The following is a 14,244-nucleotide window of genomic DNA, read 5'->3' on the forward strand; positions in this document are numbered from 1 at the left end:
GGCCGGGGCAACTCCCCGCACTCCCCGCACGAACAGCGTCATCACCACGCCGAGGTACCCGGCGTACCCGGCCACCTGGAGCCACGTCATCGTCGGCGTCAGGTTGAGCACGCCCTGGAGCAGGGTGCTGTACCAGGACCCGGCGTCGACGCTGCCGCTCAGGTCGACGGCGTAGGCCGTGCCGCCGGGCAGGACCCCGCCCTCCTGGAGGTCGCGCAGCCCGTAGCCGAGCACGCCCGCGGCGATCACGATGAGGACGGCGCCGGTGGCGGTGAAGAAACGGGTGAGGTTGATGGAGAGCACCCGGCGGTAGAGCCCCCAGCACAGCACCGCCGCCAGCACGAGCCCGATGCCCGCGCCGGTCAGCGGCCCGGCCGACTCGTTCGCCGCACGGGCCGTGGTCCACAGGAACAGGGCGGTCTCCAGGCCCTCGCGCCCCACCGCCAGGAAGGAGGTCAGGACCAGCACACCGGCGCCCATGGTCAGCGCCTCGGTGACCTTCTCCTTGATCTCTCCCGCCAGGCTGCGGGCCGAACGGCGCATCCAGAACACCATCGCGGTCACGAAGGCGACGGCCACGATGCTCAGGGTGCCGCCGAAGGCCTCCTGTGCGGCGGTGGAGAGGGACGCGGCGGTGAACGTGAGGACCGCGCCGAAGCTCATCGAGAGCGCGATCGCGGCCAGTACGCCGGTCCACACCTGCGGCAGACGGGACTTGGCGCCCGCCCGCACGAGGGAGGCGACCAGCACGGAGACGATGAGACCGGCTTCCAGTCCTTCCCTCAGCCCGATCAGGAAGCTGGGAAACGCGTCGTCCCACATGTGCTGCGGCCCTCCCGGCCCTCCGCCCCGGCCACCCCACGATCGAGTTAGCCAAGGCATGCCTTACTGACGCCGACCATCATGACCTCGGCTCTCTGGGCATCCGGTCATGAATGCCTCATGGCACGGCAAAAGTCCGGGGTCCGAGTCGGCCGGCCGGGTCCGGCCGGGGGGTGGGCCAAACTCAGCCGGACGTCGGGACCGAGGACCGGACGCCGAACCACTGCTCGGCGCCGAACTCCTCGAACCGTTCCACCTCGGCGAACCCGAGCTTCGCCGCGAGGCGCATCGAGCGGTCGTTGGCGGTCTGGGTGCAGAGCACCACCGGCTCGCCGGGAAGCGCGTCGGCGAACCAGTCGAGTGCCGCCGCGCACGCCTCGGCGGCGTACCCGCGTCCCCACGCCTCCGGCAGGAACATGTAGCCGAGTTCGGCCTCTCCGGCGTCCGGACGGATGTGACCCGGGCGTTCCGCGCCGCGCCTCTCCAGCGTGACCGTGCCGACCATCGCTCCGTCGAGATCGGCCACGAACAGGCCAGGGCGCCGCCCGGGCACCTCGGGCACCGCGCGCTCGAGTTCATCACGCGGTCGAGGGCCACCGAGGTAGGCCCCCACCTCCGACGAGGCGAACAGCTCGATGAACGCCGCACGGTCCCGGGCCTCCGACTCACGGAGCACGAGCCGTTCGGTCCGTATCGGGGCAGGTGGCCAGACGACGGGTCCGAGTTCAGTCATGGCGGGCAAACTATCCCACACCCGTGAGGGTGATCCGAGGAAAAGCGCCTGGCCAAGACCGGGAACGGGACGCCCCGGGTTTCCTCCTCCAGGAGGAGTCCGTTGGCCAGGTAGCTGATGGTTCGATACCAGCCGGCCAGCACGAGGAACTCCAGGAGCTGGGCGTCTTCGTAGTGGGCGCGCAAGGCATCCCAGGCGGGCTGCGAGAGTTGCGCCGTGTCGTGCAGTTCGTCGACCGCGTCGAGCAGTGCCGCACGGCGGGGCGGCCACGCGGCGCTGGCCGCGGTGTCGATGTCGGTGGTGGCCTGGAGTTGTTCCCGGCTGAGTCCGGCCTGCCGGGCGAGGATCGCGGCATGGACGCCCCATTCGTAGGCGCAGCCGGTGCGCGCGGTCACTCGGGCGATGACGATCTCGCGATCGGTGGCGGGGAGAAGCCCGTGCCCCGGCAGACCGGCCCCCAGGGCGAACATCACATCCTGCCGGTCCAGCGCGCGAAGCGGCCCGCGATGCGGCCCATGGCCGCCGCGAACGCCTCCCGCCACCGGGCGGGACCTACGCTGTGACCTGCGGCCACCATCTCGTCGTCAGTCCACACGGCTCACGATGATCAATGGTGGCCGCACTCGTCCACCCACCGGACCCGGCCGACACCATCACGCTCTACGAGCGTTCGGTGAGCAACTCCGCCAGGCGGTCGGTGAACTCGGTGAGCCAGTCCAGCCGTGGTCCATTGCGGGCGATACGAAAACCGTGACGGCGACCCCAGAACGCGGCCTGGACGGCGTGGAACTGGGCCCACCGCCGGACGCGTTCGCGGTCGAGTTCCGCGGCCTCTGCGAAGACGTCCAAGACTCGGTGGACGGCCTTGCGCAGGTCATCCGCTTCAAGGAGTGTCAGCGCCCGGGACTTCAGCAGTGTGCCGCCGTCGTAGGCGGGATCTCCCACGTACCCCTTGGGGTCGACAGCCAGCCACGGCTCCCGGCCGGCACGCAGGATGTTCCGGGCATGGAGGTCGCCGTGGATGAGGGTGTCCGGCTGGGCCCGGCCCAGTTCCCGAACGGTCCCGACGGCAGCATCCAGCACCTGACGCGGCAACGCATGCGGCAGCTCCTCGGCGTCCTTGCACAGCTGCTCCTCCCAGGCATCGGCCTGCTCACGCAGCCGGGGCAGGCCGGGCGGCGCGGGGACGGCCAGGCGGCGATTGAGCCGACCGGCGACCGTCACCACCTCGTCACCGTCCTCGACCTCCGCCAGGGTCGACGGCTGAACCCGCTCCAGCAGCATCGCGAACCGCTCGTCGTCACGCTCATACAGCAGGACGGCGCCGCACCCGCCCCACGCAACGAACGCATCCGGCTCATGGACGTTGCCAGGATGCGGAAACGACACCTTCAGCACAGCGCGCTCCTCAGCCCGCCGCCGTACCGGAACGATGACGCCGACACCCCCGTGCATGACCCCGCCGTCCGGCATGCACCCCCAGCGCCCCAGCAACTCCTCCACGATCCCGGGCAGCTCGGCGAGCCATGCCGCCCCGGCCTCCCCCTCGCGGTCGACGGTGCTCTGTGCGAACTCCTCAGGCATCGCGATCATCTCGGCACCCTACGCGCCGGCCGGCCGCAGCCACCAGGCCCGAGCCGGCCGCAGCCGCCGCCCGGCAGACCCCGCACGGCGGGCACTGCGGCGGTCAGCGGTACGGCGGACCAGCGGTCGGTACCCGCCGTGGGCAGCCGCTCCCCCAGCACCTCGTGCAACTCCCCGCGGCTGGTCACCCGTTCAGGATCGGCGACACCGGCACGAACACGAGATGCCCCGCCCCTCTTGACGCGCCAATGACAACAATGGCTTGATGCATGGGAGCGCTCCCACCTCATCCAGGGAAGGGATCACCATGCGCAGAACCCGCCGCTCGTCCCCACGCTTACGGATCCTCCCGGTTCTCGGCCTCCTCGCCGCCCTGCTCCTCCCCCTGGGCAGCACCTTCGCCCCCAGCGCCACGGCCGCGTCAGCGGCGGACCCCGTCCGGGTCATGCCGCTCGGCGACTCGATCACCGGCTCGCCGGGCTGCTGGCGGGCGGTGCTCTGGAACCGGCTGCTGAACAGCGGATACACGGACATCGACTTCGTCGGCACCCTCCCGCCGCAGGGCTGCGGACAGGCGCACGACGGCGACAACGAAGGCCACGGCGGTGAGTTGGCCACCAACGCGGCCGACCAGAACCTGCTGCCGGGCAGGCTGGCGGCCACGCGCCCGGACATCGTTGTCATGCACTTCGGCACGAACGACGTGTGGAGCAGCATCGCCCCCGACCGCATCCTCGCCGCCTACACCAAGCTCGTGACGCAGATGAGGGCCTCGAATCCGGACATGCGGATCCTCGTCGCGCAGCTCATCCCCATGAACCCGGCCAGTTGCGCGGCCTGTGCGCAACGCGTCGTCGACTTCAACGCGCGGATCCCCGACTGGGCCCGGGCGACCAGCACGCAACGCTCCCCCATCACCGTGGTCGACCAGTGGACGGGCTTCAGCACGCCCGCGGACACCTACGACGGGGTGCACCCCAACGCCTCCGGTGACGCCAAGATCGCAGCCCGCTGGTTCCCGGCGCTGGCGGCCGTCCTCGACGCTGGCGTCCCGCAGGACCCCGGTGGCCCGGGCGAGCCCGCGGCCTGCACGGCGCGTTTCCGAGCCGTCTCCACGTGGCAGGGCGGCTACCAGGGCGAGGTGACGGTGACGAACACGTCCGCCTCCGCCGCCTCGGGCTGGACCGCGACGGTCGTACCGGCGGGCGGCGCGCGCATCGGCCAGCTCTGGAACGGCACCCTCACCACGGCCGCGGACGGTACGGCCACGGTCACGAACGCCGCGTGGAACGGGGCGTTGGCGCCCGGCGCGAGCGCCACGTTCGGTTTCGTCGCCACCGCCCCGGCAACGGCCGGCGCCCCGGCGGCGACCGTCACGTGCACGGCGAAGAGTCCCGGCGCCTGACACGCGGCGCGGACCCCGACCGACCCGACCCCGACGACGAACTCACCGCTCCCTCCCAAGGAACGGAGACGACCCGGACCAGGCCCCACCCCATCCGACCCCCACCTCTGGAGCCGCCATGAGACCCCGCACCGCCCCCACCCCACGCGTGGCCACCGTGGCCGCCGCCCTCCTCGGCCTCCTGCTCTCCTTCCTCTCGCTCGGCGCACCGGCACACGCCGCCCCCACCGGCTTCCGCATCGACAACGGCCGGCTGCTGGAGGCGTCCGGGAACGACTTCGTGATGCGCGGCGTCAACCACGCGCACACCTGGTACCCGGACCGGATCAGCTCCCTCGCCCACATCAAGGCCAAGGGCGCCAACACCGTCCGCGTGGTCCTCTCCAGCGGTGACCGCTGGACCCGCAACGACACCGCCGACGTGGCGAACGTGGTCTCACAGTGCAAGCAGAACCGGCTGATCTGCGTGCTGGAGGTGCACGACACCACCGGGTACGGCGAACAGAGCGGAGCCGTCACGCTCTCCCGCGCCGCCGACTACTGGATCAGCGTGCAGAGCGCGCTGACCGGTCAGGAGGACTACGTCATCGTCAACATCGGCAACGAGCCGTACGGCAACACCAACTACACGAGCTGGACGGCCGATACGAAGGCGGCGATCCAGAAGCTGCGCACCGCGGGGTTCGACCACACGATCATGGTCGACGCGCCCAACTGGGGCCAGGACTGGGCGTTCACCATGCGGGACAACGCCGCCTCGGTCTTCGCCGCGGACCCGGACGCCAACACGATCTTCTCGATCCACATGTACGGCGTCTTCGACACGGCCGCCGAGATCACCGACTATCTGAACCGCTTCGTCACGGCGAAACTCCCCATCGTCGTCGGCGAGTTCGGCCACGACCACTCGGACGGCAACCCCGACGAGGACACCATCCTGGCCGTCGCCCAGCAGCTCCGCCTGGGCTACCTCGGCTGGTCCTGGAGCGGCAACGGCGGCGGCGTCGAGTACCTGGACATGGTCACGAACTTCGACCCCAACCAGCTCACCAGCTGGGGGCAGCGGCTCTTCAACGGCGCGAACGGCATCGCCGCCACCGCCAAGGAGGCCGCGATCTACTCCTCCGGCGGAGGTGACACCACTCCCCCGACGGCCCCCGGCACCCCGGCCGTCTCGGGGGTGACCTCCTCGTCCGCCACCCTGAAGTGGTCCGCCGCGACCGACGCGACCGGCGTCACCGGCTACGACGTCGTCCGGGTCGGCGGCGGCAGCGAGACGGTCGCCACCAGCACGACCACCACGACCGCCACCCTCACCGGCCTGTCCCCCGCCACCTCCTACACCTTCGCCGTCTACGCCCGTGACGCCGCCGGCAACCGTTCGCCCCGCTCGGCCACGGTGACGTTCACGACGTCCTCCGGCGGCTCGGCGTCGTCCTGCGGCGTCGGCTACCGGGTGACGAGCAGCTGGCCCGGCGGCTTCCAGGGCGAGATCACCCTGCGCAACACCGGCACGTCGGCGATCAACGGCTGGACGCTGCGCTGGACCTTCCCGGACAGCCAGCGCATCACCAACCTCTGGGGCGGCACGGCGACGCAGAGCGGCTCCGAGGTCAGCGTGGCGGCCGCCTCGTACACCGCGACGATCCCGGCCGCGGGATCGGTCACCCTGGGCTTCACCGCCTCCCGGGCGACGACGAACCCCAGCCCGACGGCGTTCACGCTGAACGGCGCGGCCTGCTCGGTGAGCTGACCGGGTGGTGTGCGACAGTGCCGGTGCGCTCCCGACCGGCGGGCGCGCCGGCACCGTCACCGTCCGGCACGGCGACATCGCCCCCTGGGTGTGATCCGCGCTACATCCACACCAGAAAGCGGTTTACGCCACGCCGTTGTGGTGAGGCGGCGGGGATGTCGCACCGGCACCCCGCAGCCGTCCCCCCGGCCAGACGCGTATGCGCCCGTCCCGTTTCACCGCACCGTGCGCGGGAGGCGTGATGAGCGAGGACACCCTGCGCATGCGGGCCGCGGCGAGCCCGGGCGGCGGGACCGGGGCGAGCACGTCACACGAGGCCGCTGCCCCGCCGAAGCAGGCCGGGCAGCGCGACGCGTTCTACGACAACGCCAAGTACCTGGCGATCGTGCTGGTGGCGATCGGGCACGCCTGGGAGCCGTTGCGGGACGGCAGCCGGGCGGTCAGCGCGCTCTACATGGTCGTCTACGCCTTCCACATGCCGGCGTTCATCGTCATCTCCGGCTACTTCTCGCGCTCCTTCGACGCGAGCCCGGGGCGGATCAGGCGTCTGGTCACCGGGCTCGCAGTGCCGTATGTCGTCTTCGAGACGGCGTACACGCTGTTCACGCGCTGGACGGACCAGGAGCCCGACCGGCCCGTCAGCCTGCTCGATCCGCTGTATCTGACGTGGTTCCTGGCGGCGCTGTTCATCTGGCGGCTGACGACGCCGGTGTGGCGGCGTGTGCGGTGGCCGCTGCCGGTCGCCCTCGTCATCGCGATGCTGGCGACGCTCTCGTCGTCCGTCGGCAACGATCTCGACCTGCAACGCACCCTGCAGTTCCTGCCGTACTTCGTCCTCGGTCTGCTGCTGAAGCCGGAGCACTTCCGGCTGGTGCGCCGCCGCTCGGTGCGGGTGCTGGCCGTGCCGGTCTTCGCCGCCGCGGTCGTCGTGGCCTACTGGGCGGTCCCGCGGATGACCGGCGCCTGGTTCTACCACCGCGACAGCGCCGAGGAACTCGCCGCGCCCGCCTGGTACGGGCCCGTGATGACGCTGGTGACCTTCGGCTGTTCGCTGGTCCTGGTGGCCTGCTTCCTCGCCTGGGTGCCCGGGCGCCGGGCGTGGTTCACGGTGCTGGGCGCGGGGACCCTGTACGGCTACCTGCTGCACGGCTTCGTCGCCCAGGGGTCCAAGTTCTGGGGCTGGTACGAGCCGGACTGGGTCCACCGGCCCGTGGGCGTGGTCGTGGTGACGGCCTTCGCCGCGGTGCTCGTGACCGCGCTGTGCACCCCGCCGGTGCGGCGGCTGTTCCGCTGGGTGGTGGAGCCCGACATGGCGTGGGCGTTCCGCCGGGACGCCGATCAGCAGGCACGGGAACGGAACGCCGTCCGCGAGACGAGCCCCGCACGCGGGTGACGCCCGGCGCGCCGCCGACCGCCCGCGCAGCGCCAACCGCCGGCGCTCCGCCTACCCGTCCTGCGTGAGCCGGATCAGCAGCGCACCGGGCGTGCGCGGCACGGACACCGTCAGCCCGTCCCCGTCCCAGACGGCCCGGCCCGCCTCCGCGGAGGACGGGTGCAGCACGTCCGCGCGGACGGTCCGGCCCGCCAGGTGCCGGACGGGGACGCGGAGTCCGGCCGGTCCGCCGCGTCGCCAGACCGAGAGGTACGCCGTGCGGTCACCGGGGACCCCGAGCCCCAGGGCCAGCCACTCGTCCGTCCAGCCGGGCAGTCCGAGCGGCCAGAAGGGCAGAGACCGCGCGAGGTCCCCGCGGATCGACTTGTAGACCGCGACGGCATCCCGTACGAGGGCCAGTTGGTGTTCCGACATGCGGTTGAGATGGCCCGAGAGGTGGATGCGGCCGAGCAGTGCCCCGCCGAGGGTGGTGGTGATCAGGTCGTCGTCGAAGCCGGGCTGCGGATAGGCCCAGACAGCGCCCTGTTCGGGCGGGACCGCGGTCGGCGCGGCGGCGGCGATGGGCGGGTAGCGCAGGGGGTCCTGCTGGTCGCTGGTGGACTGGAGCTGGGCGACGGCGAGGGTGGCGCCGTCCATGCGCATGCCGCCCGAGGCGCAGTTCTCCACGACGAGTCCGGGGTGACGGTCCAGCACGCCGGACAGCCAGTCCAGGTAGGCGTGGGCGTGGCCCAGCAGCCCGGCCCCCGGAGCGAGGTCGCCGGGGGCCCGGGTCCCGGGGTCGACCACGATGTTGTAGTCCAGCTTGAGGTAGCCCACGCCCCAGTCGCCGACGATCCGGTCCACGGTCTTGTCGAGGTGGGCGCGGGCGGCCGGGTGCCGCAGGTCGAGCTGGTGGCGGCCCTGTTCGGTCAGGCGCACCCCGTCGCGCTGGAAGAACGCCTCGGGCGGCAGCTCGGCCGCGACGGGACTGCGCACCCCGACGACTTCCGGCTCCAGCCACAGCCCGGGCACCATCCCGCGCTCCCGGATCCGGTCCAGGACGGCCTGGATGCCGCCGTCGGGGAAGCGGCGGGGCGAGGGCTGCCAGGCGCCGACGCTGTCCCACCAGCCCCGGGTGTCGTCGTCGTACCAGCCCGAGTCGATGCAGAAGTACTCGGCGCCGGCGTCCGCGGCGGCGTCGATGAGCGGCAGCAGCTTGGCCGTGGTCGGGTCGCCCATCAGGGTGTTCATGTAGTCGTTGAAGACGACGGGGAGGGCGGTGTGGTCCGGGTGCGGGCGGCGGATCGCCCGGCGGTAGGAGGTCAGGGCACCGATCGCCGCGTCGAGGTCGGCGCCGAGCGCCAGGGCACCGGGCACGGTGGTGAACTCCTCGCCCGGGGCGAGCCGGACCCGCCACTGGTGTTCGGCGTCGGTGGGGCCGTTCAGCGCCAGGTAGCTGCCGTGTGCGCGTTCACCCACGTCCCAGCGCCAGCCGGCCGGGGATTCGACCTGCCACGCCCAGGCCCGGCCGCCGCCGCGTTCCGTCAGCGCTCCCATGGCCAGATGGCCGTCGGTGGGCCAGCTGCCGCGCCCGGTGAGGGCCAGGGCGGCCCGGCTGTCGTGCTCGTGGACGTCGACGTGGATGTCGGCGACGGCGGCGCGCAGCGGCTCGGCGTACCAACGGCACTCGGCGAGCCAGTCGTTGCGGGCCCGGTGGACGTCGAGGGTGTCCGGGGCGGGCAGGCCGCCGAGCAGGAGGCTGCTGACGGACTGGACGACCAGCGGCTCGCGGCCCTCGTTGCGCAACCGGACGCGGGAGCGGAGGACGGGCACGCCGGTGGGTGAGGTGAGCTCGACGAAGGCCGTCAATCCGGTGCCGGGGTCGTGGAGTTCGACCGTGAGCCGGTCCCAGCCGTCGCGTCTGTCCGTGCGGTGGGTCCGGTGGGCGAGCCGGGCGCCGAAGGCCGTGCCGGTGAAGCGGGGTCCGGACCAGCCGCTGCCGTGCCCCAGAGCGGTGAGCTCCACGAGTGGGAGCGCGGAGTGCGGGGCGGCGGGGCGATCGTCGTCGGAGTGGGCCAGGCGGACCAGCCGCAGGGTTCCGTCGGCGGCGACGGCGAAGTCGGCCCGAAGGGCCTGATGCCCCCAAGTGAACTCGTCCTGGCGCTGCTTGGAGGCCGTGTGCGCCGCATCCGCCGTGCCGGTCAAGGTGCTCCCCCTCCTGACCTCGTCCCGTCGTCGGGGAGCGGAGGTCCGCGTGAATCCCTCGTTACGGTCTCTTGACGACCCAAGTGTGACCGGTCACAATCCTCGCATGAATGTGACCGGTCACACAAGGCGCCCGGCGAGCATCAGGGACGTCGCCACCGCCGCGGGGGTCTCGTACCAGACGGTCTCCCGGGTGATCAACGGCCATCCCAGCGTCCGGCCGTCCACCCGGGAGCGGGTGCTCGCCGCCATCGACGAGCTGGGCTTCCGCCGCAACGCGACCGCCCTCGCCCTGGCCAGCGGGCGCAGCCGGGCCGTGACCGTGCTCACCGCGAACACCACCCACTACGGCTACGCCTCGATCCTCCAGGGCATCGAGGAGGCCGCCCGCGCGGCGTCGTACGCCGTCGGGATCGGGGTCCTGGAATCCGCCGAGGACGCGGCCGTCGCCGCCGAGGTGCAGCGCGCGGCGGACGCGGGCGGCGGGATCGTCGTGATCGCCTACGATCCGGCGGGTGTCCGGGCGCTGGGGGCGGTGCCCGCCGGGCTGCCGGTGGTGGGCGTGGTCGAGACCCCGGCGACCCCGCCCGGCGGCGACCGCCCGTGGGTGTGGGCGGACGACCGCGAGGCCGCTTACCAGGCGACCCGCCATCTGCTCTCCCTCGGCCACGAGACCGTGCACTACGTGGCCATCCCGTCCAGCACCCGCCGCACCAGCGCCCGCACCGGCGGCTGGCGGCAGGCGCTGAAGGAGGCCGGCGCCCCGGAACCCCGCCCCGTGCAGAGCAGTTGGGGGCCGGCGGGCGGTCACGCGGCCGGGCTGAAGCTGGCGAAGGACCCGTCCGTCACCGCCATCCTGTGCGGCAACGACGACCTCGCGCTCGGCGTGCTGCGCGCCCTGCACGAGGCCGGCCGCTCGGTGCCGGGCGAGATCAGCGTGGCCGGTTTCGACGACGCCCCGCACTCCGCCTTCCTCACCCCGTCCCTGACGACCGTACGCCTGGACTTCACCGGCCTCGGGCGGTCCGCGTTCGCCCTGCTGCACGGCGTGCTGGAGGAGTCGGCGCCGGTCGCCCCGCACCCCGTGTCCGTGCCGGAACTGGTGGTGCGGGAGAGCTCGGGGCCACCGCCCGCCGACGCCTGAACCACCGACGCCTGAACCGCCCGAACGACCCCGGAAGTTGTGAGTCCCGCTTTCCGAACCGCACCGCCTGCTCCGAAAGGCACGAGATGAAGAGAAGAGCTCTCCCCGCCCTGGCGCTGATATGCGCCGTCGGCCTGGCCGCCACCGCGTGCAGCGACCCCACCGCCGGGGGCTCCGGTTCGGACGGTTCGGACGCCGAGCAGACGGCGGTGAACCCGACCGCCCGGCTGGACGGTGTGAAGCTGACCATGTGGACCGCGCAGAACACGGTGAACGCGCCGAAGCAGGTCATCGATGCCTTCGAGAAGGCCACCGGCGCCCAGGTCGACACCCAGGCGATCCCGGACCTCTACGAGCAGAACGTGCCTACGAAGCTCGCCTCCGGCGACCGCCCCGACCTGATGTTCTGGCAGCCGTCCATCTCCACGCTGCCGTTCGTCCAGCCGAAGCAGAACCTCCTCACCCTCGACGGCGAACCGTGGGTCTCCAAGCTCGGCGACACCGAGAGGTCCCTCGGCGTCATCGACGGCAAGCGGTACGCGGCGATCGTCACCAGCCCCGCCATGCTGGGCGTCTACTACAACAAGGACGTCTTCGAGCGGGCCGGACTGACCGAGAAGGACTTCCCCACGTCCTACGACGAGTTGCTCGCCCTCGGCCACAAGGTCGTCGACAAGACCGACGCGGCCGCCTTCTACGAGGCCGGCGGCGACAAGTGGCCGCTCCAGTGGCAGATGCAGGTCCAGCTCACCGACCTCGACCGGCAGTGGTGGGCGGACCTGAACCGGAACAAGAAGAAGTGGACCGACCCGGTCGTCGTCGGCGCGATCAAGAAGTACAAGGAGAAGCTGCTCGACGCCGGGCTCGCCCAGAAGAACTACCGGACGGGTACCTTCACCGGGCAGGCCGACGCGCTGTGGAAGGGCGACGTCGGCATGGTCCTCAACGTCACGTCCTTCCAGAGCCAGTTGCAGGCCAAGTACTCCACCGCCGAGATCGACAAGAAGATCGGCTGGTTCCCGGTCGCCAACTCCTCGGCCACCGGCCTGTACTCCCCCGACCAGACCAACGGTGTCGTCGCCTTCAAGACCGGTGACGAGAAGCGGCAGAACGCGGCCCGGCAGTTCCTCGCCTTCTGGCTCGGACCGGACTACCCGGACTACATCAAGACGATGAAGATCCCGTCCGTGCAGCCGTCCGTGCCCACCCCCGGCGGACTGCCCGAGACGTCCAAGGCCCAGGTGGCGGCCCTGCCCAAGGCCATCGGCGTCTTCCAGGCCAAGGCGATCGTCGCCCCCGACACCCACCTCTACCTGGCCGACATGATCTTCGGCAAGAAGAGCCCGCAGCAGGTCGCGCAGGCGATCCAGGACCAGTTCGCGCAGGTGGCCAAGGCCCAGGGCGCTCCCGGGTTCTGACCATGGCGGACACGGTCGTACGTACGCGCAAGCAGCCGGCCGCACACGGCGCGCAGAAGGGAGTGGGACGGCTCCCGCGCGCCGCCGTGCACCACCCCTGGTGGTTCGCGCTCCCCGCCATCGCGGTCTTCGCGGGCTTCTTCCTGGTGCCCAGCCTGCTGAACTTCTACTACCCGTTCACCAACTGGTCCTCGTACCACGCGGACATCGCCTTCACGGGCCTGGACAACTTCCGCACCATCGCCGAGGACGGCTCGCTGCTGCGGGCGATCCGTACGACCCTGGTGTACGCGCTGCTGGCGGCGTTGTTCCAGAACGGCTTCGGGCTCGTGCTGGCACTGCTGCTGGAGGACGACAGCCGCTTCAACCGGTTCTTCCGTGCCGTCTTCTTCCTGCCGGTGCTGATCTCGGCGCTCGCGACCGGATACGTCTTCCAGGCGCTGCTCGACCAGGACGGGGCGGTCAACTCCGTCCTGGGCGCGGACGTCCCGTGGCTGGGCTCGACGACCTGGACGCTGGTGATCGTCACGCTCATCCACGGGTGGAAGTGGATGGGCCTGGCGATGCTGATCTATCTGGCCGGGCTCAAGGGCATCCCCGGCGAGATGCTGGAGGCCGCGAAGTGCGACGGCGCGGGGCCCTGGCGGACCTTCTGGTCCGTGCGCTGGCCGATGCTCGCGCCGGCCGTCACCTTCAACGTCACGACCGCGCTGATCGGTTCGATGAACACCTTCGACATCGTGCAGGCCACGACCGGCGGCGGCCCCGCGGCCTCCACGGAGGTCTTCAACATCTACATGTTCCGGATCTTCGGGCAGGGCCTGTACGCGCAGGCCTCCGCCATGAGCCTCGTCCTGTTCCTGGTGGTCGTCGCCGTGGCGATCCCGCTGGTCGTGGGGCTCCGGCGAAGGGAGCAGATGCTGTGACCGCGGTCTGGCGGTACGGCCGCCCCTCCCTCGTCGTCCTGCTCGCCGCGCTGGCCGTGGGCGTGCCGCTGTGGCTGGTCGCCGTCACCTCGGCCAAGCCACAGGCGGAGGCGATCAGGCCGAACCTGGATCTGCCCCGGCACTGGCAGCCCGCGAGCAACTACGCGGACGCCGTCGGCCAGGGCGAGATGCTGCGCGGCTTCCTCAACTCGCTGCTGGTCGTGGTGCCTTCGGTGGTGCTGGTGCTGATCCTGGGCGCGGGCGCCGCGTGGGTCTTCGCCCGCCGCACGTCGAAGCTGGTCTCGGCGGCGTACGCGCTGTGCATCAGCGGACTGCTGCTGCCGCCCGCCGTCATCACCATCGTGATGGAGCTGCGGCAACTGGGGCTGTCGAACACCCGCCCCGGCATGATCGCCGTCTACACCGGGATGTACCTGTCGACGTCGATCTTCTTCATGACCGGCTTCATCCGCGCCATCCCCATGGAGCTGGAGGAGGCGGCCCGGATGGACGGGGCGAGCCCGTCCCGCATCTTCTGGCGGATCGTCCTGCCGCTGCTCCGGCCGGTGATCGCCACCGCGACGATCATGGTGATGCTCTACGCCTGGAGCGACATCTTCTACGCGTTCTTCGTCCTCGGCGGCGGAGAGCGGGCGACCCTGCCGCTCAACCTCTACCAGGTCGCCAGCGCCCAGCTCTACCTCAACAACTGGCATCTCGTCTTCGCGTACGTCGTGGTGATGAGCCTGCCCATGGTCGCCGTGTTCCTCGTCGGCCAGCGAAAGATCGTGTCCGGAATCACCAGTGGAGCCGTGAAGTGACTGGAGGTCCAGCAGCGTGATCACCCCCGCCCGCGCGAGAGCCCGTACGAGATCTCGTACC

Annotated in this window: 14 protein-coding genes; 7 read left to right on the plus strand and 7 right to left on the minus strand. The window is 71.4% G+C overall.

From position 1 onward, the window contains the following. From efeU to GTY47_RS20645, 6 genes are all read right to left on the minus strand, one after another. On the minus strand, positions 1-822 hold an 822-nt coding region (gene efeU, locus GTY47_RS20625; RefSeq protein WP_010048725.1), incomplete at its 3' end, for an iron uptake transporter permease EfeU. A gap of 184 nt (positions 823-1,006) precedes the next feature. Then, positions 1,007-1,555, minus strand: a complete 549-nt coding sequence (locus GTY47_RS20630; protein ID WP_029181792.1) for a GNAT family N-acetyltransferase — start codon at positions 1,553-1,555, stop codon at positions 1,007-1,009. After that, positions 1,552-2,025, minus strand: a complete 474-nt coding sequence (locus GTY47_RS20635) for a carboxymuconolactone decarboxylase family protein (RefSeq protein ID WP_010048730.1) — start codon at positions 2,023-2,025, stop codon at positions 1,552-1,554. The genes GTY47_RS20630 and GTY47_RS20635 overlap by 4 nt, the downstream gene beginning before the upstream one ends. Beyond that, on the minus strand, positions 2,025-2,150 hold the full coding sequence (locus GTY47_RS41655) for a hypothetical protein (protein ID WP_267880857.1): 126 nt from the start codon (positions 2,148-2,150) through the stop codon (positions 2,025-2,027). Before GTY47_RS41655 ends, GTY47_RS20635 begins: the two co-directional genes overlap by 1 nt. A gap of 65 nt (positions 2,151-2,215) precedes the next feature. Further along, positions 2,216-3,148, minus strand: a complete 933-nt coding sequence (locus GTY47_RS20640; protein WP_010048732.1) for an aminoglycoside phosphotransferase family protein — start codon at positions 3,146-3,148, stop codon at positions 2,216-2,218. Further along, a complete protein-coding gene (locus GTY47_RS20645) occupies positions 3,145-3,327 on the minus strand; it encodes a hypothetical protein (RefSeq protein WP_158688486.1) in 183 nt (60 codons plus the stop codon). Before GTY47_RS20645 ends, GTY47_RS20640 begins: the two co-directional genes overlap by 4 nt. 119 nt (positions 3,328-3,446) lie before the next feature. Here GTY47_RS20645 and GTY47_RS20650 point away from each other — a divergent pair, with 119 nt between their 5' ends. The 3 genes from GTY47_RS20650 (at position 3,447) to GTY47_RS20660 (ending at position 7,690) form a co-directional block, all read left to right on the plus strand. Beyond that, positions 3,447-4,544, plus strand: a complete 1,098-nt coding sequence (locus GTY47_RS20650; RefSeq protein ID WP_010048733.1) for a GDSL-type esterase/lipase family protein — start codon at positions 3,447-3,449, stop codon at positions 4,542-4,544. Positions 4,545-4,662: 118 nt separating this feature from the next. Further along, the gene (locus tag GTY47_RS20655) at positions 4,663-6,297 is read left to right on the plus strand and encodes a cellulase family glycosylhydrolase (protein ID WP_010048734.1); all 1,635 of its coding nucleotides are present in this window, start codon (positions 4,663-4,665) and stop codon (positions 6,295-6,297) included. Positions 6,298-6,559: 262 nt separating this feature from the next. Then, the gene (locus tag GTY47_RS20660; RefSeq protein WP_102515051.1) at positions 6,560-7,690 is read left to right on the plus strand and encodes an acyltransferase family protein; all 1,131 of its coding nucleotides are present in this window, start codon (positions 6,560-6,562) and stop codon (positions 7,688-7,690) included. 51 nt (positions 7,691-7,741) lie between these two features. Here GTY47_RS20660 and GTY47_RS20665 read toward each other — a convergent pair whose 3' ends face one another. Beyond that, positions 7,742-9,874, minus strand: a complete 2,133-nt coding sequence (locus GTY47_RS20665; protein WP_010048736.1) for an alpha-galactosidase — start codon at positions 9,872-9,874, stop codon at positions 7,742-7,744. Between the two features lie 106 nt (positions 9,875-9,980). On the opposite strand from GTY47_RS20665, the gene GTY47_RS20670 reads away from it, so the two are divergent. The 4 genes from GTY47_RS20670 (at position 9,981) to GTY47_RS20685 (ending at position 14,183) form a co-directional block, all read left to right on the plus strand. Further along, positions 9,981-11,018, plus strand: coding sequence for a LacI family DNA-binding transcriptional regulator (locus tag GTY47_RS20670; RefSeq protein WP_050810348.1), 1,038 nt, complete (start codon positions 9,981-9,983; stop codon positions 11,016-11,018). Between the two features lie 86 nt (positions 11,019-11,104). Then, entirely contained in the window at positions 11,105-12,436 is a 1,332-nt protein-coding gene (locus tag GTY47_RS20675) for an ABC transporter substrate-binding protein (RefSeq protein WP_010048741.1), read from the plus strand. Positions 12,437-12,438: 2 nt separating this feature from the next. Beyond that, complete coding sequence (locus GTY47_RS20680; RefSeq protein ID WP_010048743.1) at positions 12,439-13,362, plus strand: sugar ABC transporter permease; 924 nt, start codon at positions 12,439-12,441, stop codon at positions 13,360-13,362. Next, entirely contained in the window at positions 13,359-14,183 is an 825-nt protein-coding gene (locus GTY47_RS20685; protein WP_010048745.1) for a carbohydrate ABC transporter permease, read from the plus strand. The genes GTY47_RS20680 and GTY47_RS20685 overlap by 4 nt, the downstream gene beginning before the upstream one ends. The last annotated feature ends 61 nt before the right edge of the window (positions 14,184-14,244 follow it).

The organism is Streptomyces sp. SID5464, assembly GCF_009862985.1.
Classification (GTDB): Bacteria; Actinomycetota; Actinomycetes; order Streptomycetales; family Streptomycetaceae; genus Streptomyces; species Streptomyces chartreusis_D.